This is a genomic window from Streptomyces sp. NPDC001153, from assembly GCF_053598315.1.
The window spans coordinates 35,738-58,314 of record NZ_JBSFJZ010000013.1; the positions used below are offsets into that span (position 1 = coordinate 35,738).

24 protein-coding genes are annotated in these 22,577 nt (G+C 71.1%); 17 read left to right on the forward strand and 7 right to left on the reverse strand.

Annotated elements, in window-relative coordinates; all coding sequences use genetic code 11:
- Positions 1 to 77: 77 nt before the first annotated feature.
- The 4 genes from ACWDEN_RS16720 to ACWDEN_RS16735 form a co-directional block, all read right to left on the reverse strand.
- On the reverse strand, positions 78 to 1,160 hold the full coding sequence (locus ACWDEN_RS16720) for an acyl-CoA dehydrogenase family protein (RefSeq protein ID WP_351607758.1): 1,083 nt from the start codon (positions 1,158 to 1,160) through the stop codon (positions 78 to 80).
- Entirely contained in the window at positions 1,157 to 2,338 is a 1,182-nt protein-coding gene (locus ACWDEN_RS16725) for an acyl-CoA dehydrogenase family protein (protein WP_351607761.1), read from the reverse strand. The genes ACWDEN_RS16720 and ACWDEN_RS16725 overlap by 4 nt, the downstream gene beginning before the upstream one ends.
- Positions 2,335 to 3,300, reverse strand: coding sequence for an NADPH:quinone oxidoreductase family protein (locus ACWDEN_RS16730; protein ID WP_351607764.1), 966 nt, complete (start codon positions 3,298 to 3,300; stop codon positions 2,335 to 2,337). Before ACWDEN_RS16730 ends, ACWDEN_RS16725 begins: the two co-directional genes overlap by 4 nt.
- Positions 3,301 to 3,407: 107 nt before the next feature.
- On the reverse strand, positions 3,408 to 3,983 hold the full coding sequence (locus ACWDEN_RS16735; protein ID WP_351607767.1) for a helix-turn-helix domain-containing protein: 576 nt from the start codon (positions 3,981 to 3,983) through the stop codon (positions 3,408 to 3,410).
- Between the two features lie 65 nt (positions 3,984 to 4,048).
- Between ACWDEN_RS16735 and ACWDEN_RS16740 the strand changes: the two genes are divergently transcribed.
- The 5 genes from ACWDEN_RS16740 to ACWDEN_RS16760 all read left to right on the forward strand — a co-directional run bounded on the left by ACWDEN_RS16740 (position 4,049) and on the right by ACWDEN_RS16760 (position 8,779).
- Complete coding sequence (locus ACWDEN_RS16740; RefSeq protein WP_351607769.1) at positions 4,049 to 5,020, forward strand: NAD(P)/FAD-dependent oxidoreductase; 972 nt, start codon at positions 4,049 to 4,051, stop codon at positions 5,018 to 5,020.
- 29 nt (positions 5,021 to 5,049) lie between these two features.
- Complete coding sequence (locus ACWDEN_RS16745; RefSeq protein ID WP_351607772.1) at positions 5,050 to 6,588, forward strand: ATP-dependent DNA ligase; 1,539 nt, start codon at positions 5,050 to 5,052, stop codon at positions 6,586 to 6,588.
- On the forward strand, positions 6,585 to 7,058 hold the full coding sequence (locus ACWDEN_RS16750; RefSeq protein WP_351607774.1) for an NUDIX domain-containing protein: 474 nt from the start codon (positions 6,585 to 6,587) through the stop codon (positions 7,056 to 7,058). The genes ACWDEN_RS16745 and ACWDEN_RS16750 overlap by 4 nt, the downstream gene beginning before the upstream one ends.
- A gap of 75 nt (positions 7,059 to 7,133) precedes the next feature.
- Positions 7,134 to 8,519, forward strand: a complete 1,386-nt coding sequence (locus tag ACWDEN_RS16755; RefSeq protein ID WP_351607777.1) for an NADP-dependent succinic semialdehyde dehydrogenase — start codon at positions 7,134 to 7,136, stop codon at positions 8,517 to 8,519.
- 26 nt (positions 8,520 to 8,545) lie between these two features.
- The gene (locus ACWDEN_RS16760; protein WP_351607780.1) at positions 8,546 to 8,779 is read left to right on the forward strand and encodes a DUF6213 family protein; all 234 of its coding nucleotides are present in this window, start codon (positions 8,546 to 8,548) and stop codon (positions 8,777 to 8,779) included.
- Position 8,780: 1 nt separating this feature from the next.
- Here the strand turns inward: ACWDEN_RS16760 and ACWDEN_RS16765 are convergent, their stop codons facing one another.
- A complete protein-coding gene (locus tag ACWDEN_RS16765) occupies positions 8,781 to 9,437 on the reverse strand; it encodes a thiaminase II/PqqC family protein (protein WP_351607783.1) in 657 nt (218 codons plus the stop codon).
- Between the two features lie 184 nt (positions 9,438 to 9,621).
- On the opposite strand from ACWDEN_RS16765, the gene ACWDEN_RS16770 reads away from it, so the two are divergent.
- From ACWDEN_RS16770 to ACWDEN_RS16780, 3 genes are read left to right on the forward strand one after another with little or no spacing between them, the layout of a single operon-like run.
- Positions 9,622 to 10,668, forward strand: a complete 1,047-nt coding sequence (locus ACWDEN_RS16770) for a type III polyketide synthase (protein ID WP_450859512.1) — start codon at positions 9,622 to 9,624, stop codon at positions 10,666 to 10,668.
- A 26-nt stretch (positions 10,669 to 10,694) separates the two neighbouring features.
- Positions 10,695 to 11,909 (forward strand): cytochrome P450, encoded by a 1,215-nt coding sequence (locus tag ACWDEN_RS16775; RefSeq protein ID WP_351607785.1) that lies wholly within the window; start codon positions 10,695 to 10,697, stop codon positions 11,907 to 11,909.
- Between the two features lie 7 nt (positions 11,910 to 11,916).
- Positions 11,917 to 12,438: a cupin domain-containing protein gene (locus ACWDEN_RS16780; protein WP_351607788.1), complete on the forward strand. Its 522-nt coding sequence runs from the start codon at positions 11,917 to 11,919 to the stop codon at positions 12,436 to 12,438.
- On the opposite strand, the gene ACWDEN_RS16785 is transcribed toward ACWDEN_RS16780, so the two are convergent.
- Entirely contained in the window at positions 12,435 to 13,661 is a 1,227-nt protein-coding gene (locus tag ACWDEN_RS16785; RefSeq protein WP_351607791.1) for an acyl-CoA dehydrogenase family protein, read from the reverse strand. The genes ACWDEN_RS16780 and ACWDEN_RS16785 overlap by 4 nt on opposite strands.
- Before the next feature lie 170 nt (positions 13,662 to 13,831).
- On the opposite strand from ACWDEN_RS16785, the gene ACWDEN_RS16790 reads away from it, so the two are divergent.
- Positions 13,832 to 14,476, forward strand: a complete 645-nt coding sequence (locus ACWDEN_RS16790) for a TetR family transcriptional regulator (RefSeq protein WP_351607794.1) — start codon at positions 13,832 to 13,834, stop codon at positions 14,474 to 14,476.
- Between the two features lie 34 nt (positions 14,477 to 14,510).
- On the opposite strand, the gene def is transcribed toward ACWDEN_RS16790, so the two are convergent.
- Positions 14,511 to 15,050, reverse strand: coding sequence for a peptide deformylase (gene def / locus ACWDEN_RS16795; protein ID WP_450859513.1), 540 nt, complete (start codon positions 15,048 to 15,050; stop codon positions 14,511 to 14,513).
- A 151-nt stretch (positions 15,051 to 15,201) separates the two neighbouring features.
- Between def and ACWDEN_RS16800 the strand changes: the two genes are divergently transcribed.
- The 8 genes from ACWDEN_RS16800 to rocD all read left to right on the forward strand — a co-directional run bounded on the left by ACWDEN_RS16800 (position 15,202) and on the right by rocD (position 22,518).
- Positions 15,202 to 16,440 carry a MurT ligase domain-containing protein gene (locus ACWDEN_RS16800; protein WP_450859514.1) on the forward strand — a complete coding sequence of 413 codons (1,239 nt, stop codon included), beginning with the start codon at positions 15,202 to 15,204 and terminating at the stop codon, positions 16,438 to 16,440.
- 29 nt (positions 16,441 to 16,469) lie between these two features.
- Positions 16,470 to 17,198, forward strand: a complete 729-nt coding sequence (locus ACWDEN_RS16805) for a type 1 glutamine amidotransferase (protein WP_351607802.1) — start codon at positions 16,470 to 16,472, stop codon at positions 17,196 to 17,198.
- A gap of 279 nt (positions 17,199 to 17,477) precedes the next feature.
- Complete coding sequence (locus tag ACWDEN_RS16810; protein ID WP_351607805.1) at positions 17,478 to 18,503, forward strand: 6-phosphofructokinase; 1,026 nt, start codon at positions 17,478 to 17,480, stop codon at positions 18,501 to 18,503.
- A gap of 102 nt (positions 18,504 to 18,605) precedes the next feature.
- Positions 18,606 to 19,556, forward strand: coding sequence for a cytochrome c oxidase assembly protein (locus tag ACWDEN_RS16815; protein ID WP_450859515.1), 951 nt, complete (start codon positions 18,606 to 18,608; stop codon positions 19,554 to 19,556).
- 89 nt (positions 19,557 to 19,645) lie between these two features.
- Complete coding sequence (locus tag ACWDEN_RS16820; protein ID WP_351607810.1) at positions 19,646 to 19,813, forward strand: hypothetical protein; 168 nt, start codon at positions 19,646 to 19,648, stop codon at positions 19,811 to 19,813.
- A gap of 36 nt (positions 19,814 to 19,849) precedes the next feature.
- Complete coding sequence (locus ACWDEN_RS16825) at positions 19,850 to 20,335, forward strand: Lrp/AsnC family transcriptional regulator (protein WP_351607813.1); 486 nt, start codon at positions 19,850 to 19,852, stop codon at positions 20,333 to 20,335.
- A gap of 153 nt (positions 20,336 to 20,488) precedes the next feature.
- Positions 20,489 to 21,298, forward strand: coding sequence for a dimethylargininase (gene ddaH / locus ACWDEN_RS16830; protein WP_351607816.1), 810 nt, complete (start codon positions 20,489 to 20,491; stop codon positions 21,296 to 21,298).
- Positions 21,298 to 22,518 (forward strand): ornithine--oxo-acid transaminase, encoded by a 1,221-nt coding sequence (gene rocD / locus ACWDEN_RS16835; protein WP_351607819.1) that lies wholly within the window; start codon positions 21,298 to 21,300, stop codon positions 22,516 to 22,518. Before ddaH ends, rocD begins: the two co-directional genes overlap by 1 nt.
- Positions 22,519 to 22,577 lie beyond the last annotated feature (59 nt).

Below are 22,577 nucleotides of genomic sequence, written 5' to 3' on the forward strand. Positions count from 1 at the left end.
AGTATGCGTTCGCTCTACAGCCAACTGCCTGTGCACAGAGGGGAGTTCGTCCTCTGTTCACCTGCGGCCACCGGTGGTCAGGGACCCTGGAGATCCACCAGCCCGGCCAGTGCCTCGCGGTGCGCCCCCGCCGTGCCACAGGCGATGGAGTCCGCCTTGGCCCGCTTCAGATACAGGTGGATCGGATGCTCCCAGGTCATGCCGATGCCGCCGTGCAGCTGCAGCGCCTCCTCGGCCGCGTGGACGGCGACGGGCGACGCGTACGCCTGCGCGACGGCGACCGAGACGTCCGTGTCCTCACCGGTGGCCAGCGCGTCGGCCGCGGCACGCGCGGCGGCCCGCAGGTTGACGACCTCCAGCCACAGCTGGGCGAGCCGGTGCTTGAGCGCCTGGAATCCGCCGACCGGCCGGTTGAACTGCTTGCGCTCCTTCAGATAGCGGACCGTTTCGGTCAACGTCCAGTCGGCGACGCCGAGTTGCTCGGAGGAGAGCAGTCCTGCGGCGGCACGCAGGGCACGTCGTACGGCGGGTTCGGCGTCGCCGACGCGGCGGCCGGGAGCGCCGTCCAGCCGTACCGTCGCCAGCGGACGGGTCAGGTCGAGGGAGATCTGCGGGGTGACGGTCGCGGCGTCCGCGGTCACGGCGTACAGGCCGCCGTCGTCGGCCGGGACGAGCAGGACGTCGGCCACGGCCGCGTCGGCGATCCCGGTCAGTTCCCCGTGCAGGAGGCCGTTGTCGCGTCGTACGGCCTTGAACGCGGCGCCCGGAGCCGCGTGCAGGCCGACCGCGAGGGCGCCGATGGTGCGCCCCGAGGCCAGCTGCCCCAGCAGCTCCTCGTCACCGCAGGCCAGCAGGGCCTCGGTGGCCACGACCGCGCTGGTGAGATACGGCACCGGAGCGACCGCTCGCCCCAACTCCTCCAGGACGACGGCGACTTCGCGGGCGGAGGCGCCCTGGCCGCCCTGCTCCTCGGGCACCAGGAGCCCGGCCAGGCCCATGCCCTCGGCGAGGGACTTCCACAGGGCTAGGTCGTGCGGGGTGTCCGACTCGACGCGGGCGATGACGTCCGCCGGCGCGCAGTGGTCCGTGAGGAGGTCGCGGACGGCGGCGCGCAGCGCCTCTTCCTCCTCGGAGTACAGCAGGTCCGGCGCTTTTGTCATCGGGCCAGGTCCTTCCATGCGACGTCCTTGTCGGTGCGCGGCTCGGCGGGCAGGCCGAGGACCCGCTCGGCGACGATGTTCAGCAGGACCTCGCTGGTCCCGCCCTCGATGCTGTTGCCCTTGGAGCGCAGATAGCGGTAGCCGGCGTCGCGGCCGGTGAAGTCGACCAGCTCGGGGCGGCGCATGGTCCAGTCGTCGTACGACAGGCCCTCCTCGCCGCGGAGTTCGACCTCCAGGCCGCTGATCTCCTGGTTGAGGCGGGCGAAGGCGAGCTTCATGCCGGAGCCCTCGTAGCCGGGCTGGCCGGCGACGAGCTGCTGGCGCAGGCGTTCGGCGGTGAGGCGGGAGACCTCGGCCTCGACCCACAGCTTCAGCAGGCGCTGGTGCAGTTCGTGGGTGCGCAGCTCGGGGCGTTCGCGCCAGGTCTTCGACACCGGGCCGATCATGCCGCCCTCGCGGGGCAGCCGCATGCCGCCGATGGCCACGCGTTCGTTGTTGAGCGTGGTCTGGGCGACCCGCCAGCCGTCGCCGACCTCGCCGAGGCGGCAGGAGTCGGGGATGCGGACGTCGGTGAGGAAGACCTCGTTGAACTCGGCCTCGCCGGTGATCTGGCGCAGCGGCCGGACCTCGACGCCGGGGTCGGTCATGTCGCAGAGGAAGTAGGTGATGCCGGCGTGCTTGGGCAGGCTCGGGTCGGTGCGGGCGATGAGGATGGCCCAGCGGGCGTTGTGCGCGCCGGACGTCCAGACCTTCTGGCCGTTGACGACCCAGGTGTCGCCCTCCCGCACGGCACGGGTGCCGAGCGCGGCCAGGTCGGAGCCGGCACCGGGCTCGCTGAACAGCTGGCACCAGACCTCCTCCCCCGTCCACAGCGGCCGCAGATAGCGCTGCTTCTGCTCCTCCGTGCCGTACTTCAGGATGGTCGGCGCGGCCATGCCGAGTCCGATGCCGTTGCGGCGCGCGTCATTGTCGGGGGCACCGGCGGCCTCCAGCTCGGCGTCCACGACGGCCTGGAGGTGGCGGGGCGCGCCCAGGCCGCCGAGGCCCTCCGGGTAGTGCACCCAGGCGAGGCCGGCGTCGAAGCGGGCCCTGAGGAAGTCCAGGCGGTCAGTGCTCGCCGGGGGATGCTGGACCAGCAACTCCCGTGTGCGGCGGCGCAGTTCGTCGGCGTCGGTCATGCTGCTCCCTCCATCACCACGGCGATCCGGCCGGTGGACCGGCCGTCCGCCACCTTCTGCACGGCCGCGGCGGCCTCGCCCAGCGGCACCCGCTCGCTCACCAGCGGCTTGATCGCGCCCCGGGCGGCCAGTTCGGTCAGTTCCTCGTGGCAGCGCAGGATGAGCTTGGGGTTCTTGGTGTTGTACAGGCCCCAGTGCAGGCCGAGGATCGAGTAGTTCTTCACCAGCGCGTGGTTGAGGGCCGGGCTGGGGATGGTGCCGCTCGCGAAGCCGACCACGACGATCCGGCCCTCGAACGCGACGAGTTTGGCGGACTGGGCGTAGGCCTCGCCGCCGACGGGGTCGTAGATCACGTCGGCGCCCCGGCCGCCGGTGGCCTCCTTCACGGCCGTGATCACGTCCTCGGAGCGGCGGTCGACCACCACGTCGCAGCCCAGCTCGCGGGCCACGGCGGCCTTGTCCGCGCCGCCGACGACACCGATCACCCTGGCCCCGGCCGCCTTGCCGAGCTGGACGGCGGCGCTGCCGACACCGCCGGCGGCGGCGTGCACCAGCAGGGTCTCGCCCGCCTCCAGGCGGGCCCGGCGGTGCAGGCCGAACCAGCCGGTCTGGTAGCCGATGTGCAGGGCTGCGGCCTCGGCGTCGTCCAGCGCCTCGGGCGCCGGCAGCAGGGCGCGGGCGTCGGCGAGGGCGTACTCGGCGAAACCGCCGTACGGCAGCGCGGGGTTGGCGATCACCCGGCGGCCGTCCTCGGTCTCGCCGCAGATCTCCACGCCGGGCGTGAACGGCAGCGGCGGGCGCACCTGGTACTGGCCCCGGCACAGCAGCGCGTCCGGGAAGTTGATGTTGGCGGCGCGCACGCGCAGCAGCACCTGGCCGTCCGCGGGCACGGGCCGCTCCACCTCCGCCAGGCGCATCACCTCACTCGGCTCGCCGTTCTCGTGCACTTGCCATGCCTGCATGCGGGGCCTCCACGGGACTGCTTCGTCTGACCGGGTCCGACGGCATACTAAGCGGTCGCTTGCCGATCAGGGAACAGTCGGCCCCACCCAGGTGCGCGTCGTGTCGGTCACTTCCGGGACGCCGGCCGCGCCCGTACGTGCATCCGCTCCCCCTGCGGCCCGAACAGGCTGAGGAACTCCACCGGCCCCTCCCCCGTCGACCCGAACCAGTGCGGCACGCGGGTGTCGAACTCGGCGGCCTCCCCCGCCGACAGCACCACGTCGTGCTCGCCGAGGACCAGCCGCAGTCGCCCGGACAGCACATACAGCCACTCGTAGCCCTCGTGGGTGCGCGGGTCCGGCTCCTGCCTGCGCTTCGGTTCCAGCACCTTGTAGGCCTGCAGGCCGCCGGGCTGGCGGGTCAGCGGCCAGTGGGTGCGCCCGCCCCGCACGATCGGCTCGGACCGGACCCGGGGGTCCCCCACCGGCGGCGCCCCGACCAGCTCGTCCAGCGGCACCTGATGGGCCTGGGCGATCGGCAGCAGCAGTTCGAGGCTGGGCTTGCGCAGGCCGGACTCCAGCCGGGAGAGGGTGCTGACGGAGATGCCGGTGGCCTCGGACAGCGCCGCCAGGGTCACCTCCCGGTCCTTGCGGATGCGGCGCAGCCGGGGTCCCACTTCGGCCAGAACGTCGTCTGTGCTCATGCCCCCTATTGCAGGAACGGCAAATACGTTTGTCAATCCCGCAGGCGTCGGGCGACGGTCGCCCCATGACCCAGAAGAGGACCCAGAACAGGACCGGGAACAGGACCGAGAACAACAGGTACGAAGTAGTCGTCGTCGGCGGCGGAGCCGCCGGGCTGTCCGCCGCGCTGGTCCTCGGCCGCGCCCGGCGCCGCACGCTGGTCGTCGACGCGGGCGAGCCGCGCAACGCGCCGTCCGCGCACATGCAGGGCTACCTCTCCCGCGACGGCATGGCACCGGCCGAGTTCCTGGCCGTCGGGCGCGAGGAGATCGCCCGGTACGGGGTGGAGCTGGTCCGGGACCGGGTCGTGGACGCGGCCAGGGACGAGGACTTCACGGTCGTACTCGCGAGCGGAGGGACCGTCCGGGCCCGGCAGCTGGTGATCGCCACGGGCCTGAAGGACGAGCTGCCGGACGTCCCCGGGCTGGCCGAGCGGTTCGGCCGGGATGTGATCCACTGCCCGTACTGCCACGGCTGGGAGGCCCGCGACCTGCCGACCGGGGTGCTCGCGACGTCGCCGCTGAGCGTGCACCAGGCGCTCATGGTCACCCAGTGGTCGAAGGACGTGCGGTTGTTCCTGCACGAGGTGAGCGAGTCGGAGCTGACGGACGACGACCTGCGCCGGCTGGCCGCCGCCGGGGTCACGGTCGTACCCGGGAGGGTCGCGGGACTCCTCGTCGCCGAGGACCGGCTCGCCGGGGTCCGGCTCGAAGACGGCACGGTCCACGACCGACAGGTCCTGTACGCCGCCCCGCGCGCCGTACCGAACAACGACCTGCTGGTGCGGCTGGGCGCCGAGCTGCGCGAGACGCCGTTCGGCGCCTACCCGGTGATCGACGAGCGGGGCCTGACGACCGTGCCCGGCCTCTGGGCGGCGGGCAACGCGAGCGGCTTCGCCGAACAGGTGATCAACGCGGCGAGCCGGGGGTACCGGGCCGGGGCGGCGATCAACGGGGAGCTGCTGTTCGCCGATCTCGACGCCGCCGTCCGGGTGTAGCCGCCGCTCCCCCGGTGCACGATGACTGCATGCTGCTGACCCGGCTGGCCCAGGTGTCCCGGGAGGTCGCCGCGACGGCGGCCCGGTCCCGCAAGACGGCGCTGCTCGCGGAGCTGTTCCGGGAGGCGGAGGCGGACGACGTGCCGATCGTCATCCCGTACCTGGCAGGGCGGCTGCCGCAGGGCCGGCTGGGCGTCGGCTGGAAGGTGCTGAGCCGCCCGGTCCCCCCGGCCGGCGAGCCCACGCTCACGGTCCTGGAGGTCGACGCCCTGCTCGGCGAGCTCGGCAAGGTGTCGGGGCCGGGCTCGCAGGCGGAGCGGGTCCGGCTGGTGGGCGAGCTGATGGGCGCGGCCACCGAGGAGGAACAGCGTTTCCTGCTCGGTCTGCTCACCGGCGAGGTACGGCAGGGCGCGCTGGACGCGGTCGCGGTGGAGGGCCTCGCCCAGGCGACGGGCGCCGGCCCGGCCGCCGTACGCCGGGCGGTGATGCTCGCCGGGTCGCTGCAGACGGTCGCCCAGGCCCTGCTCGCCGAGGGGCCCGGGGCTCTGGAGAGGTTCCGGCTCACCGTCGGCCGCCCGGTGCTGCCGATGCTGGCGCACAGCGCGTCCTCGGTCGCGGAGGCGGTGGAGAAGCTGGGCGCCTGCGCGGTGGAGGAGAAGCTGGACGGCATCCGGGTGCAGGTCCACCGGGACGGCGACCTGGTCCGGGTGCACACCCGCACCCTGGACGACATCACCGGCCGGCTGCCCGAAGTGACCGCCGCCGCACGGGAGTTGCGGGGCGAGCGGTTCATCCTGGACGGCGAGGTGATCTCCTTCGACGCGGCCGGCCGGCCCCGGTCCTTCCAGGAGACGTCGGGCCGGGTCGGCTCCCGCACGGACGTGGCGAAGGCCGCCGAGGAGACCCCGGTCTCCCCCGTCTTCTTCGACGTCCTGTCGGTCGACGGCACCGATCTGCTGGACCTGCCCTTCGCCGAGCGGCACGCTCGGCTGGCCCAGCTGGTGCCCGAGCCGATGCGGGTGCGCCGGACGGTCGCCTCCGGGCCCGGGGACATCGCGGAGGCGGAACGGTTCCTCGCCGAGACCCTGGCCCGTGGTCACGAGGGCGTGGTGGTCAAGGCGCTGGACGCGCCGTACAGCGCGGGCCGGCGCGGCGCCGCGTGGCTGAAGGTCAAGCCCGTCCACACCCTCGACCTCGTCGTGCTGGCCGCCGAGTGGGGCCACGGCCGCCGTACGGGCAGGCTCTCCAACCTCCACCTCGGTGCCCGCACCCCGGACGGCGGCTTCGCCATGCTCGGCAAGACCTTCAAGGGCATGACCGACGCGATGCTCGCCTGGCAGACCGAGCGGCTCCGGGAACTGGCCGTGGAGGACGACGGCTGGGTGGTCCGGGTCCGCCCCGAGCTCGTCGTGGAGATCGCCTACGACGGTCTGCAGCGCTCCACCCGCTACCCGGCCGGCGTCACCCTGCGCTTCGCCCGCGTGGTCCGCTACCGCGAGGACAAACGGCCCGAGGAGGCCGATACCGTGGAGGCCCTGCTCGCGGCCCACCCGGAGGTCAGGCCATGACGGTCCGTGCGACGAAGCGCAGCGCGGGACTGCTGTTGTTCCGGCACAGCGACGAGGGGCTGGAGGTGTTGCTGGGCCATATGGGGGGTCCGCTCTGGGCGAAGAAGGACGCCGGGGCGTGGACCGTCCCCAAGGGCGAGTACGACCCCGACGAGCCCGCCTGGGAGGCCGCCCGGCGCGAGTTCCAGGAGGAACTGGGGCTGGCGCCGCCCGACGGGAAGGCCGTACCGCTGGGCGAGGTGGCGCAGAAGAACGGCAAGGTCGTCACGGCGTGGGCCGTCGAGGCGGACCCGGACCTGAGCGGCTTCAGCCCCGGCACCTTCTCCATGGAGTGGCCGCCGCGGTCCGGCCGGGTGCGCGAGTTCCCGGAGCTGGACCGCGTGGAGTGGCTCGGCCTGGACCGGGCGCGTGCGCTGATCATCGCGGCGCAGACCGCGTTTCTCGACCGGCTGGCGGAGCACTCGGGCTGAAGGGGGTAGCACGCGTTGCGGAGGGCCGTACCGCGCGCGAAGGTCTGAATAAGCCCGCTCCCAGGGAGGTCAGCCATGCCCATCGCGACGGTGAACCCGGCGAACGGCGAGACGCTCAAGACGTACGAGCCCATGGGCGAGGAAGAGCTGGAACGCCGGCTCCAGCTCGCCGAGGCCACGTTCCGCACCTACCGGACGACCACGTTCGCCGACCGCGCCCGCTTGCTGAACAAGGCCGCCGGCCTGCTGGACGAGGATCAGCAGGAAGCCGCCAGGATGATGACCACGGAGATGGGCAAGCCGATCAAGCAGGCCCGCGCGGAGGTCGCGAAGTGCGCCAAGGCGATGCGCTGGTACGCCGAACGCGCCGAGGGTCTGCTGGCCGACGAGGAGCCCGCCGAGGCGGACGTACGGGATTCCGGCGCGTCCCGGGTGCGGGTGCGGTACCGGCCGCTGGGGCCCGTGCTCGCGGTGATGCCGTGGAACTTCCCGCTGTGGCAGGTGATCCGGTTCGCCGCGCCCGCGCTGATGGCGGGCAACGTGGGCCTGCTCAAGCACGCCTCCAACGTCCCCCAGACGGCCCTGTACCTGGAGGACCTGTTCCACCGGGCGGGCTTCACGGAGGGCTGTTTCCAGACGCTGCTGATCGGCTCGGGGGCGGTGGACGACATCCTGCGCGACGAACGGGTCAAGGCGGCCACCCTGACCGGCAGCGAGCCGGCGGGCCGGGCGGTCGCCTCCACCGCCGGCGAGATGATCAAGAAGACGGTGCTGGAGCTGGGCGGCAGCGACCCGTACATCGTGATGCCCTCCGCCGACCTGGACCGGGCGGCCCGGATCGCCGTCACCGCGCGGACGCAGAACACCGGGCAGTCGTGCATCGCCGCCAAGCGGTTCATCGTGCACACCGACGTCCACGACGCCTTCGCCGAGAAGTTCGTCGCCGGCATGAAGGCGCTCAGGACCGGCGACCCCCTGGAGGAGGACACCGACATCGGCCCGCTCGCCAGCGAGCGCGGCCGGGCCGATCTGGAGGAACTCGTCGACGACGCCAGGCGCACCGGGGCCGAGGTGCTGTGCGGCGGCGAGCGCCCCGACGGTCCGGGCTGGTTCTACCCGCCCACCGTGCTCGCCGGTATCACCCGCGAGATGCGCATCCACCGGGAGGAGGCGTTCGGGCCGGTGGCCACGCTGTACCGGGCCGGAGACCTGGACGAGGCGATCCTGATCGCCAACGACTCGCCGTTCGGCCTCAGTTCGAACGTGTGGACGCGGGAAGAGAGCGAGATCGAGCGGTTCGCCCGCGACCTGGAGGCCGGCTCCGTGTACGTCAACGGCATGACCGCCTCCCATCCGGCGTTCCCGTTCGGCGGGGTCAAGCGGTCCGGGTACGGCCGTGAGCTGTCCGGGCACGGAATCCGGGAGTTCTGCAACATCACCACGGTTTGGCAGGGTGCGTGAGCGCCGCGCGGCTACCATCCCCTTTTGTGAACCGCGAAGTGACCCTGCCTCTGATCGTCGACGACTGCGGTACCTTGCAGGTGGCCGCGGCCGACGTGAGTAAGTTGCTGCGGACCGTGGGCGGGCGGTGGCTGCGGCTTGTCGAGGCCGGGGAACAGGGGCTGGACGAGGATACGGTCGCTGCTCTGACCATCGAGCTGGCCAAGCTCGCGGATCGCATCGATGTGGCCTGTATCGCGCACAGCAGCGGGGCCCCCTAGGTCAGGTCGCCTGTCCCACCGTCAGCCAGAACATCCCCTCGTACGTCTGGAGCAGGCTTCCGTAGGTGTGTGCGCGGTCCGCGGTCAAGGTGCCCGTGTCCAGGGCCGCCTGCACCGCCGCCGTCGCCTGTTCGTCCAGGTCCGGGGCCGGTTGGGCGAAGAAGTCGAAGAAGGCGCAGGCGGCGTCCCCGAAGCCGTAGTGCGTGCGCAGGCCCTGCGCGATGCGGGCGCAGTAGTCGCCCCAGGCGGAGAAGTTCGCGGTGAGGGCGACGACGACGTCGGCCGGGGAGGCGTTGAGGGCCAGCCAGGAGACGTAGGCGGGGTAGGCCTGGCAACCCGCCAGGGGGACGTAGGCGCGGGCGCGCTCCTCGGTCACCCCGCAGGCCCGGGCGAAGCCCTCCAGATGGGCTGCCGCCAGCTCCTCGCCGGTCGCGAGCGTGGTGAAGAAGGCCGCAGAGGCGGTGTCGGCGCTTGCGGCCAGGTGCTCGAAGGAGCGGCGGTCGGCGGGGATCACCCACTGCTGTTCCAGGGCCAGGCGGGCTAGGGCCCCAGGAGGCGCCTCGCCGCGTTCCACGAGGGGGACGAAGGGGTTGGCGCCCGGGTCGGGGGCGAGTGCCGTGGTGGTCGTCTGCAGCAGATTCCTGGCCGCTTCCGTCATGGTGTTCTCCCTCCCGTGGACACGCGGATTCCTACCCGGCCCCGATGCCGGTGTCCCCGGTCTGGAGTAGTTCGGCGCGAGATCGTCGCCGGGTCGAGTGATCGTGGGTGAACCACCCCTTGAGGTGAACGACCCTCTGACCGGCGGGCGCAAGCCTTCCGGAAGGCGAAAGCAGGCACGGTTCATGGCGACTTTGTGCAGACCCTCGGTGTCGGTTCCCGAACACGTGATCACGATGGAGGAGACGCTGGAGCTGGCGCGCTCCCGCCACGCGGACCACCCCCAACTGCCGCTCGCACTGCGGCTGATAGAGAACACGGGCGTCAGGACACGGCACATCGTGCAGCCCATCGAGGAGACCCTGAAGCATCCCGGCTTCGAGGAGCGCAACAAGCTCTACGAGGCCGAGGCCAAGGCCCGGGTCCCCGCGGTGATCCAGCGGGCGCTCGACGACGCGGAACTCCTCACCGACGACATCGACGTGATCGTCTACGTCTCGTGCACGGGCTTCATGATGCCCTCGCTCACGGCGTGGCTGATCAACGAGATGGACTTCGACCCGACCACCCGACAGCTCCCCATCGCCCAGCTGGGCTGCGCGGCCGGCGGCGCGGCGATCAACCGCGCGCACGACTTCTGCACGGCCTACCCCGACGCCAACGCGCTGATCGTGGCCTGCGAGTTCTGCTCGCTGTGCTATCAGCCCACCGACCTGGGCGTGGGCTCGCTGCTCTCCAACGGCCTGTTCGGTGACGGCATAGCCGCCGCCGTGGTCCGCGGCAAGGGCGGCACCGGCGTCGAGCTGGAACGCAACGGCTCGTACCTGATCCCGAAGACCGAGGAGTGGATCATGTACGACGTCCGGGCGACGGGGTTCCACTTCCTGCTCGACAAGCGGGTGCCGGCCACCATGGAGCCGCTGGCCCCGGCACTGCAGGACCTCGCGGGCATGCACGGCTGGGACGCGTCCGACCTGGACTTCTACATCGTCCACGCCGGCGGGCCGCGCATCCTCGACGACCTCAGCAAGTTCCTCCAGGTCGACCCGCACGCCTTCCGGTTCAGCCGGGCCACCCTCACCGAGTACGGCAACATCGCCTCCGGCGTCGTGCTGGACGCGCTGCGCCGGATGTTCGACGAGGGCGGCGCGCAGAACCGGGCGCGCGGGCTCCTCGCCGGGTTCGGACCCGGCATCACCGCGGAAATGGCGCTGGGCCGCTGGCGCAGCTGACGACCGAGAGACGGTTCGAGTACGGCATGACCGAAGAGACGCTCACCGAGACCCTGCCCCCGATCCGGCACTGGCCGGCGCTCGACCTCACCGGGACGGACTTCGACCCGGTGCTGAGAGAGCTCATGCGCGAAGGACCGGTCACCCGCATCCAGCTGCCCAACGGCGAGGGCTGGGCCTGGCTGGTGACCCGGATGGACGACGTGCGCATGGTGACCAACGACCCACGCTTCAGCCGTGAGGAGGTCATGAAGAAGCCGGTCACCCGGCTGGCCCCGCACTTCATCCCGGACCCGGGCGCGGTCGGCTTCCTCGACCCGCCCGACCACACCCGGCTGCGCCGCTCGGTGGCGGCCGCGTTCACCGCCAAGGGCGTGGAGCGGGTGCGGGAGAAGGCGCGCGCCATGCTGGACGAACTGGTCGACGAACTCCTCCAGGACGGCCCGCCCGCCGATCTCACGGCGACGATCCTCAGCCCGTTCCCGATCGCGGTGATCTGCGAAATGATGGGCGTCCCGGCCGCCGACCGGCACACCATGCACACCTGGACCCAGCTCATCCTGTCCTCCTCCAACGGCAAGGAGGTCAGCGAGAAGGCCAAACGGGAGATGGCCGCCTACTTCTCGGACCTGATCGGGCTGCGCGAGAACAGCACGGCCGAGGACGTCACCTCGCTGCTCGGCGCCGCGGTGGGCCGGGGCGAGGTGACGCTCGAGGAAGCCGTCGGGCTCGCCGGGCTGCTGCAGATCGGCGGCGAGGCGGTCACCAACAACAGCGGGCAGATGTTCTATCTGCTGCTGACCCGCCCCGACCTGGTGGAGCGGCTGCGCGCGGAGCCGGAGATCCGCCCCAAGGCGATCGACGAGCTCCTGCGCTGGATCCCGCACCGCAACGCGGTCGGCCTGTCCCGGATCGCCATGGAGGACGTGGAGATCCGGGGTGTGCGGATCCGCGCGGGCGACGCGGTGTACAACTCCTACCTGGCCGCCAACCGTGACCCGGAGGTCTTCCCGGACCCGGAGACCATCGACTTCTCCCGCAGCCCGAACCCGCATGTCTCGTTCGGCTTCGGCCCGCACTTCTGCCCCGGCAACATGCTGGCCCGGCTGGAGGAGGAACTCATGGTGGACGCCCTGCTGGACCGGATTCCGGGCCTGCGGCTGGCCGTGGCGCCGGAGAAGGTGCCCTTCAAGAAGGGCGCGCTGATCCGGGGTCCCGAGGCCCTTCCGGTGACCTGGTGAGTGGGCGATGACGGAGACCGAGGGACTGTACGTACCGCCGGGCCACGGCCGTGTCGTCGAGACACCGGCCCAGCGGGTGACGTTCAAGGTCACCGGCATGCACTCGCGGATGGCCTCCACCTTCGAGGTGGAGGTCCCGCCGGGCTTCGACGTGGGCGCCCATGTGCACACGCGCAGCGAGGAGTTGTTCTACGTCCTGGAGGGCGAACTGGACGTCCTCGCCTTCGAGCCGCGCATCCGCACTCCCGACAACTGGCGGAGGTGGGAGTCGAGTTCGGGCAGCCGGGTGGTACGGGCGACTCCGGGCACGGTCGTCGTCGTACCACCGGGGTGCCCGCACGCGTTCGCCAATCCGACGGACACCCCGGCGAAGATGTTCTTCCAGGCCTCTCCCCCACCGGATCACGAGCGCTACTTCGAGGAGCTGCTGGAGATCCTGGGGAACGGGGGTCCGCCGGACCAGCAGGCGATCGAGGCCCTGCGGGCCAAGTACGACATCGAGCAGCTGACGCCGCTCAGGCATCGTTAGCGGATGGGCATGCCCGAGAGGGTGCGGGCGATGACCAGGCGCTGGATCTCGCTCGTGCCCTCGAAGATCGTGTAGATCGCGCTGTCCCGGTGCATGCGCTCCACCGGGTACTCCCTGGTGTAGCCGTTGCCGCCGAGGATCTGGATGGCCTGGGCGGTGACCTTCTTCGCCGTCTCGCTGGCGAACAGCTTGGACATGGAGCCCTCGGCCGCGGTGAACGGCCTGCCGTTGACCGCCATCCAGGACGCACGCCAGACCAGCAGCCGGGCGGCGTCGATCTGTGTCCGCATGTCCGCCAGCTGGAAGGCCACGCCCTGGTTGTCGATGATCGGCCGGCCGAACTGCTCGCGGGTCGTGGCGTAGTCGAGGGCGACCTCGTACGCGGCCCGGGCGGTGCCGACCGCCATGGCGCCGACCGCCGGGCGGGACGCCTCGAACGTGGCCATCGCCGCGTTCTTGACGCGCTCGCCGCCCTTCGCGGCCTTCTCCCGCGCCCGGGCCAGCCGCTCGTCCAGCTTCTCCTTGCCGCCGAGCAGGCAGGAGCCGGGGACGCGGACGTTGTCGAGGACGACCTCGGCGGTGTGCGAGGCGCGGATGCCGTGCTTCTTGAACTTCTGGCCCTGGGCCAGGCCCGGCGTGCCCGGCGGGACGATGAAGGACGCGTGGCCCTTGGAGCCCAGCTCCGGGTCGACGCTGGCGACGACGACGTGCACATTGGCGATGCCGCCGTTGGTCGCCCAGGTCTTCGTGCCGTTGATCACCCACTCGTCCTTGGCCTCGTCGTAGACGGCACGCGTGCGCATGGAGGCGACGTCGGAGCCGGCGTCGGGCTCGGAGGAGCAGAACGCGGCCACCTTGACGTCGTCGACGTCGCCGTACATCTGCGGGATCCAGGTGCCGATCTGTTCCTCGGTTCCGTTGGCGAGAACGCCCACGGCGGCCAGGCCGGTGCCCACAATGGACAGGGCGATGCCCGCGTCGCCCCAGAACAGCTCCTCCATGGCCATCGGGATGCCGAGGCCGGTGGGGTCGAAGTACTGCTGCGCGTAGAAGTCGAGGGAGTAGATGCCGACCTTCGCGGCCTCCTGGATGACCGGCCAGGGAGTCTCCTCGCGCTCGTCCCACTCGGCGGCCGCGGGGCGGATCACGTCGGCGGCGAAGCCATGGAGCCAGTCCCGGACTTCCTTCTGTTCGTCGTTCAGCTCCATGGTGAACTCGGCCATGTCCCCTCCAGCGGCGGCGGTGCGATGTTACTAGCGGTAACCCGAGTCTGTTACCGACGGGTAGGAAAAGTCAACCGCTGATGACGTCTCGGCATCCCGTTCGATGTCAGGGGCACAGTCAGTGTTAGTTTGCGCAGGCGTCACCGAATCAGCACGGGTGGGGAGAGCACATGGACACCACACAGCGGACCGATCAGCAGCGGTCCGCCGACCGCCGACGGCGCGAGCTGCTGGAGGCCGCCGACCGGGTGGTGCTGCGCGACGGCCCACAGGCGTCGATGAACGCGATCGCCGCGGAAGCCGGGATCACCAAGCCGATCCTCTACCGCCACTTCGGCGACAAGGGCGGCCTGTACGCGGCTCTGGCCAAGCGGCACACGGACGCGCTGCTCGATTCACTGCGGGCGGCGCTGGACGCTCCCGCGGACCGGCGGGAGCGGGTGGAGTCGACGCTGGACACGTATCTCGCCGCGATCGAGGCACGGCCTCAGGTGTACCGGTTCCTGATGCACCCCGCGGAGGGGGGCGGGAGCGGGGACCAGGGCTTCGACGTCGGCAAGCATTCGGCTCCGCTGCTTCGGCGGATGGGCGAGGAGCTGGCCCAGGTCATCGAGGAGCGGGTGGATCTCGGTCCGGAGAGTCAGCAGCTGGCCCGGGTGTGGGGGCACGGGATCGTCGGGATGATGCATGCCGCCGGGGACTGGTGGCTGGGGGAACGGCCCTGTTCCCGGGCCGAGTTGGTGCGGTCCCTCGCCGACCTGTTGTGGGGTCGCCTTGCGGCTGCAGGGGACAGGATGGGAGGTCCGGGGTTCTGAGGGGCGACACGGCCCCAAGCCCCGGGTTTACCCCTCACCGGTGCCATGCGGCTCGCTCGACCCGCCTCGCCAGTCTGCGCCTGCGCCACCCCGTCAGGTGATCCGCGTACACCCGGCCCTCCAAGTGGTCGTACTCGTGCTGCAGGCACCGCGCGAAGAACCCGGTGCCATGCACGGTGACCGGCTCCCCCGTCGCCGTGAAACCCTCGACCACCGCATGGTCGTACCGCTCCGTCCCCGCCTCCAGGCCCGGCAGGGACAGGCAGCCCTCGGGCCCACGGATCACCACCCCGTCGGCCTCGACCAGCCGCGGGTTCACCACATGTCCGAGATGCCGGATATCATCGTCGTCCGGGCAGTCGTACACGAACACCCGCAGCGGCACCCCCACCTGATTCGCCGCCAGACCGACCCCCTGTGCCGCGTACATCGTGGCGAACAGGTCCTGCACGAGGGCCGCCAGTTCGGGGCCGAATTCGGTGACTTCCCGGCATTGTTCGCGCAAAGCCGCGTCGCCGAGCAGGGTGAGAGGCCGGACGCGCCCGTGGGCGCCCGGAATGGAACCGTGTCGCATGGCGGCAAGGGTACGGTTCGTTCAGCCCATGCCCGCCGCTCAAGACGTGGGCCGGGATTCGGGTGTGCGAACGGATCTCGATAGGCTGAGGTCACACCACGCTGCCGGATGGCCCCAGGCGCGGCGCGTACGCAAGGAGGATCGAGAACTGATGGCAGGCAACTCGGACCCGCTCACGCCGCGGGCCAAGCTGGCCGTGACCGCGGGCAAGGCGGTCGCTGCGGCATCGCGCGCCGCGGGACGCGGCAGCGGGTCGGTGATCGGTGGCCGGGTCGCGCTGAAACTCGACCCCGACCTGCTCGGACGGCTCGCGCAGAACCTGGACGTCATCCTGGTGTCCGCCACCAACGGAAAGACGACGACCACCCGACTGATCGCCGAGGCGCTGCGCGCCGCGGGCCCGGTCGTGTCCAACGCGCTGGGCGCCAACATGCCGGCCGGTATCACCTCCGCGCTCGCGGGCGGCTCGGACGCCAAGTTCGGTGTCATCGAGGTCGACGAGAAGTACCTGGCCGGTGTGGCCCGGGACACCGACCCGAAGTGCATCGCCCTGCTCAACCTCTCCCGCGACCAGCTCGACCGTGCCGCCGAGACCCGGATGCTCGCCGAGAACTGGCGCGAGGGTCTGGCCGGATCCAAGGCCGTCGTCGTCGCCAACTGCGACGACCCGCTGGTGGTGTGGGCCGCCTCCTCGTCCCCGAATGTGATCTGGGTCGCGGCCGGGCAGATGTGGAAGGACGACGCCTGGTCCTGCCCGTCCTGCGGTGGCGTGATGCAGCGCCCCGGCGAGGACTGGTTCTGCGGGGAGTGCGGCTTCCGCCGGCCCACGCCGACCTGGGCACTGTCCGGGGATCACGTGCTGGATCCGCACGGGTCCGCCTGGCCCATCCATCTGCAGCTTCCGGGCCGCGCCAACAAGGCGAACGCCGCCTCCTCCGCGGCCGTCGCCGCCGTCTTCGGGGTGCCGCCGCAGGTCGCCCTGGAGCGGATGTACCAGGTGCAGGCCGTCGCGGGGCGTTATGACGTCGTGCAGTTCCAGAACCGCGATCTGCGGCTGCTGCTGGCCAAGAACCCGGCCGGCTGGCTGGAGACGTTCTCCCTGATCGATGCGCCGCCCGCCCCGGTGATCCTGTCCGTGAACGCCCGCGGCGCCGACGGCACCGACACCTCCTGGCTGTGGGACGTCGACTACACCCGGCTGACCGGCCACCCGATCTTCGTGATCGGCGACCGGAAGCTGGACCTCGCCGTCCGTCTGGAGGTCGCGAACCAGCACTTCCAGGTCTGCGACGACCTCGACCAGGCCGTGCAGATGTGCCCGCCGGGCCGGATCGAGGTCATCGCGAACTACACCGCGTTCCAGGACCTGCGCCGCCGCGTCGGCAACTGATCTTCTGATCCTCGAAGGGCGATCACCTCATGAGCGACAACCAACTGCGGCTGGTGTGGATCTACCCGGACCTGCTCAGCACCTACGGCGACCAGGGCAACGCCCTCGTCGTGGAGCGGCGGGCGCGGCAGCGCGGCCTGGACGTGGCCCGGCTGGACGTGCGCAGCGACCAGCCGATCCCGACCTCCGGCGACATCTACCTGATCGGCGGCGGCGAGGACCGTCCCCAGCGGCTCGCGGCCGAGCGGCTGCGCCGGGACGGGCATCTGCAGCGCGCGGTGCAGAACGGCGCGATCGTCTTCTCCGTGTGCGCCGGGTACCAGATCCTCGGCCACGAGTTCATCAACGACCTCGGCCAGCGCGAGCCGGGCCTCGGCCTGCTCGACGTGGTGTCGGTGCGCGGCGAGGGCGAGCGGTGCGTCGGTGACGTGCTCGGCGACATCGACCCTCAGCTGGGCCTGCCGCAGCTGACCGGCTTCGAGAACCACCAGGGCGTCACCCACCTCGGCCCCACCGCCCGCCCCTTCGCGCGGGTGAAGATCGGCAAGGGCAACGGCACCGGGGACGGCACGGAGGGCGCGTACAACGGGACCGTCTTCGGCACGTACATGCACGGCCCGGTCCTCGCCCGCAACCCGCAGATCGCCGACCTGCTGCTGAAGCTGGCGCTGGACGTCAACGCGCTGCCGCCGATCGACGACCGCTGGTACGAGGCACTCCGCAACGAGCGCATCACGGCTGCGCAGCAGCCTGCGTGAACACTGTTGCGCGGCAGCCCGCGTGAGCACTGCCGCGCAACAACCCGCGTGAACACTGCTGCTCAGCAGCCCGCCCCGGTGCGGCTTCAGCGATATTCCAGCGTGGTGCGCCAGCCTCGTAGTGGGCCCGCCTGACGGCCCGTCCGCTCACATGTGCGGGCGCGTCCAGCAGGCGGACGCCCGCTACGGAGCCACCCCCTCACGCCGGTAGGGTGGCCGGGAATCCGCCGGACACCGTGGTCCGGTTTCCCGGCCCACGTTGAGAAGGTATTTCGGGCTATGCGCATTGGTGTCCTCACGTCCGGCGGCGACTGCCCCGGCCTGAACGCCGTCATCCGGTCCGTCGTGCACCGTGCCGTCGCCGACCACGGCGACGAGGTCATCGGCTTCCGGGACGGCTGGAAGGGCCTCCTGGAGTGCGACTATCTCAAGCTCGACCTCGACGCCGTGGGCGGCATCCTGGCGCGCGGCGGCACCATCCTCGGCTCCTCCCGGGTCCGCCCGGAGCATCTGCGGGACGGCGTGGAGCGGGCCAAGGGCCATGTCGCGGAACTCGGCCTGGACGCGATCATCCCGATCGGCGGTGAGGGCACGCTGAAGGCGGCCCGGCTGCTGTCGGACAACGGGCTGCCGATCGTGGGCGTGCCCAAGACCATCGACAACGACATCGCTGTCACGGACGTCACCTTCGGCTTCGACACGGCCGTCACGGTGGCGACGGAGGCCCTGGACCGGCTGAAGACCACCGCCGAGTCCCACCAGCGTGTGCTGATCGTGGAGGTCATGGGCCGGCACACCGGCTGGATCGCGCTGCACTCCGGCATGGCGGCCGGCGCCCACGCCATCGTCGTCCCGGAACGGCCCTTCGACATCGACGAGTTGACGCAGAAGGTCGGCGAGCGGTTCGAGGCGGGCAAGCGCTTCGCCATCGTGGTCGCGGCCGAGGGCGCCAAGCCGAAGCCCGGCACGATGGACTTCGACGAGGGCGGCAAGGACATCTACGGCCACGAGCGCTTCGCCGGGATCGCCCGGCAGCTGTCGGTCGAGCTGGAGCACCGGCTCGGCAAGGAGGCGCGGCCGGTGATCCTGGGTCATGTGCAGCGGGGTGGCACGCCGACGGCGTACGACCGGGTGCTGGCGACCCGCTTCGGCTGGCACGCGGTGGAGGCCGTGCACCGGGGTGAGTTCGGGCGGATGACGGCGCTGCGCGGGACCGACATCGTGATGGTGTCGCTGGCGGAGGCGGTCGAGACCCTGAAGACCGTCCCCGTGGAGCGGTACGACGAGGCGGAGTGCGTCCTGTAGTTCACCCCGGAACAACCCGCCCCCGGTCACGGCAGTGACCGGGGGCGGTTCTACTCTTGGGGCGGACAACTCGCACAACCCCCACGAATCAGGAGCCGCCGGATGGATCACAGCGGACACGGCATGATGATGGATCTGCCGCCGTTCACGCTGGGGCGGGGGCTCCAGTGGTCGGCGGATCCGTTCTTCCTCGTGGCCTGCCTGTCCGGGCTCGCCCTGTACGGCTGGGGTGTCGTACGGCTGCGGCGGCGCGGGGACGCCTGGTCCGCGGGCCGTACGGTGTCGTACGTCGTCGGTGTGCTGACCGTCGCCCTGGTGATGTGCACCAAGCTGAACGACTACGGCATGGTGATGTTCAGCGTGCACATGGTGCAGCACATGGTGATCAGCATGCTGTCGCCGATCCTGATCCTGCTCGGCGCCCCGGTCACGCTGGCGCTGCGGGCGCTGCCGACCGCCGGCCGGGGCCGCAAGGGCCCGCGCGAGCTGCTGCTGGCGCTGCTGCACAGCCGCTACACGCGGATCGTCACGCACCCGGCGTTCACGATCCCGATGTTCATCGCGAGCCTGTACGTCCTGTACTTCACCCCGCTGTTCGACTTCCTGATGGGGTCGAAGAGCGGGCACATCGCGATGATGGTGCACTTCTTCGCCGTGGGCATGGTGTTCTTCTGGCCGATCATGGGCGTCGACCCGGGTCCGTACCGCCCGGGATACGTGATGCGGATGCTGGAGCTGTTCGCGGGCATGCCGTTCCACGCGTTCTTCGGTATCGCGCTGATGATGGCCACGGAGCCGATGGTGGACACCTTCAAGCACCCGCCGGCCTCCCTGGGCATCGACGCGCTGTCCGACCAGAACGCGGCCGGCGGGATCGCCTGGGCGTTCAGCGAGATCCCGTCCGTGCTGGTGCTGATCGCGCTGCTGTTCCAGTGGTACGGCTCCGAGCAGCGGCAGGCCAGGCGCAAGGACCGGGCCGCGGACCGGGACGGCGACAAGGAGCTGGAGGCGTACAACGCCTATCTGGCCTCGCTCAACGCACGCGAGAGCTGAGCCGCACGCGAGAGCTGGGGCGGAGCCGTCCCGTCCGGGCGAGAACAGGGGCACCATGGTCATGGACGGACCAAGAGGAGGGTGTCACGATGCCCGGTTCCACGAACGGTTCCACCAAGGCGATGGGGGCTCTCACGGTCGGCGGCCTCGTCGTCGTGACCGCCTACACGGTCGCGCTCGGCAGCAACGGCTGGCTGTGGTTCGGATGGGTGGTGCTGGGACTGCTGACGCTCGCCATGATCGTCACCCAGTCGTGAGGCCGGCCGCCCGGCGCGGCTGACTACAGTGCCCGCATGAACAGCAGGACTACCTCGTTCGACGACCTCGACCGCAAGATCATCACCGCGCTGATGGCGAACGCCCGGACCAGCTTCGCCGAGATCGGCGCGGGCATCGGACTGTCCGCGACCGCGGTCAAGCGGCGGGTGGACCGGCTCCGGGAGACCGGGGTGATCACCGGGTTCACGGCGACGGTGAGGCCCTCCGCGCTCGGCTGGCGCACCGAGGCGTACGTCGAGGTGTACTGCGAGGGCGCGGCCCCGCCCCGGCGGCTGGCGGAGGTGGTGCGCAACCATCCGGAGATCACGGCGGCCATGACGGTCACCGGCGGTGCCGACGCGCTGCTGCACGTGCGGGCGCGGGACGTGGAGCACTTCGAGGAGGTGCTCGAGCGGATCCGGGTCGAGCCGTTCATCCGGAAGACGATCAGTGTGATGGTGCTCTCCCACCTCCTCCCGGAAAGCCCGGAGGCCGGCGCGACCCACGCGGCACCCGAATGAGTCGAGGCATGCGCAGGAGTCATGCGCGTACGTCCTGAAAGACGCAGCGATGCTGCGCATCTACGCAGCTTTCTTTTCTTGTCGGCCGTCTGCCTCCCTTTCTACCGTGGTGTGCACCCCAAGTGACACACAGCAAAGCGGAGGAAACCCTCTGTGTCCGAAAGCCGTGTACAGCGTCCTCGGCGCTTCCTCGTCTGCGAACCCAGACACTTCGCCGTGCAGTACGCGATCAATCCCTGGATGCACCCCGACAGGCCGGTCGACGTGGACCTCGCCCGGGAACAGTGGCAGACGCTGATCCGCGCCTACCGCGACCACGGGCACACCGTCGAGTCGGTCGAGCCGGTACCCGGCCTGCCCGACATGGTCTTCGCCGCCAACGCGGCGTTCGTGGTCGGCGGCCGGGTCTTCGGCTCCCTGTTCCACGCGCCGGAGCGGCGCCCGGAGTCGCTGCACTACGACACCTGGTTCAAGACGGCGGGCTACGACGTGTACCGCCCCGAGTCGGTGACCGAGGGCGAGGGCGACCTGGTGTGGACGGGCCGGTACGTGCTCGCCGGCACCGGGTTCCGCACCACCCGTGAGGCGCACCGGGAGGCGCAGGAGTTCCTCGGCCACCCGGTGATCGGCCTGACCCTGGTGGACCCGTACTTCTACCACCTGGACACGGCGCTGTTCGTCCTCGACGACGACAACATCTGCTACTACCCCGAGGCGTTCTCGGCCGGCAGCCGTGAGGTGCTGCGCCGGCTGTACCCGGACGCGGTGCTCGCCACCCGCGACGACGCGATGGCGTTCGGCCTGAACTCCGTCTCCGACGGACAGAACGTCTTCATAGCCCCCCAGGCCGAGGCGCTCGCCGAGCGCCTCGCCGGCCATGGTTACGCCCCCGTCCCCGTCGACCTGTCCGAGTTCCACAAGGCCGGCGGCGGCATCAAGTGCTGCACCCAGGAGATCCGCTGATGACCGCACCCGCGCGCACCCGTACGTCCGACGACCTGATCCGTGCGGAGGAGCCGGTCCTGGCGCACAACTACCACCCGCTGCCGGTGGTGGTCGCCCGCGCCGAGGGCACCTGGGTGGAGGACGTCGAGGGCCACCGCTACCTGGACATGCTCGCCGGCTACTCGGCCCTGAACTTCGGCCATCGGCACCCCGCGCTGATCGAGGCCGCACACCGCCAGCTCGACCAGCTGACGCTGACCTCCCGCGCCTTCCACAACGACCGGCTCGCCTCCTTCGCCGAGCGGCTCGCGGAGCTGACCGGCCTCGACATGGTGCTGCCGATGAACACCGGCGCGGAGGCGGTGGAGAGCGGCATCAAGGTGGCCCGCAAGTGGGCGTACGACGTGAAGGGCGTCCCCGCCGACCGGGCGACGATCGTGGTGGCGGCGGAGAACTTCCACGGCCGTACGACGACCATCGTCAGCTTCTCCACGGACGAGACGGCGCGGGCGGGCTTCGGCCCCTTCACGCCCGGCTTCCGGATCGTGCCGTACAACGACCTCGCCGCGCTGGAGGAGGCCGTCGACGAGACCACGGCGGCCGTGCTGCTCGAGCCCATCCAGGGCGAGGCGGGTGTCATCATCCCGGACCACGGCTATCTCGCCGGGGTGCGCGAGCTGACCCGCCGCAAGGGCTGTCTGTTCATCGCCGACGAGATCCAGTCGGGCCTCGGCCGCACCGGCCGCACCTTCGCCGTCGAGCACGAGGACGTCGTGCCGGACGTGCTGCTGCTCGGCAAGGCGCTGGGTGGCGGAATCGTGCCGGTGTCGGCGGTGGTGGCCCGGCGCGAGGTGCTGGGGGTGCTGCACCCGGGCGAGCACGGCTCCACGTTCGGCGGCAACCCGCTCGCGGCGGCGGTCGGCACGGCCGTGGTCGAGCTGCTGCGGACCGGTGAGTTCCAGCGCCGGGCCGCCGAACTGGGCGTGATCCTGCGGGACGGACTGACGGAGCTGGCCGGCCGGGGCGTGGTCGGCTTCCGCTCCCGTGGTCTGTGGGCGGGCGTCGACATCGACCCGGCGATCGGCACCGGCCGCGAGATCAGCGAGCGGCTGATGCGGGAGGGGGTCCTGGTGAAGGACACCCACGGTTCCACCATCCGGCTGGCACCGCCGCTGACGATCACGGCGGAGGAGCTGCGCTCCGCGCTGGCGGCACTGGAGAAGGTACTGGGTTCCTGACGCGGGTCGGGGGGTGACCGCGGGCCGCCCCCCACCCGTCACCCGGCTGCCCGAAGGGT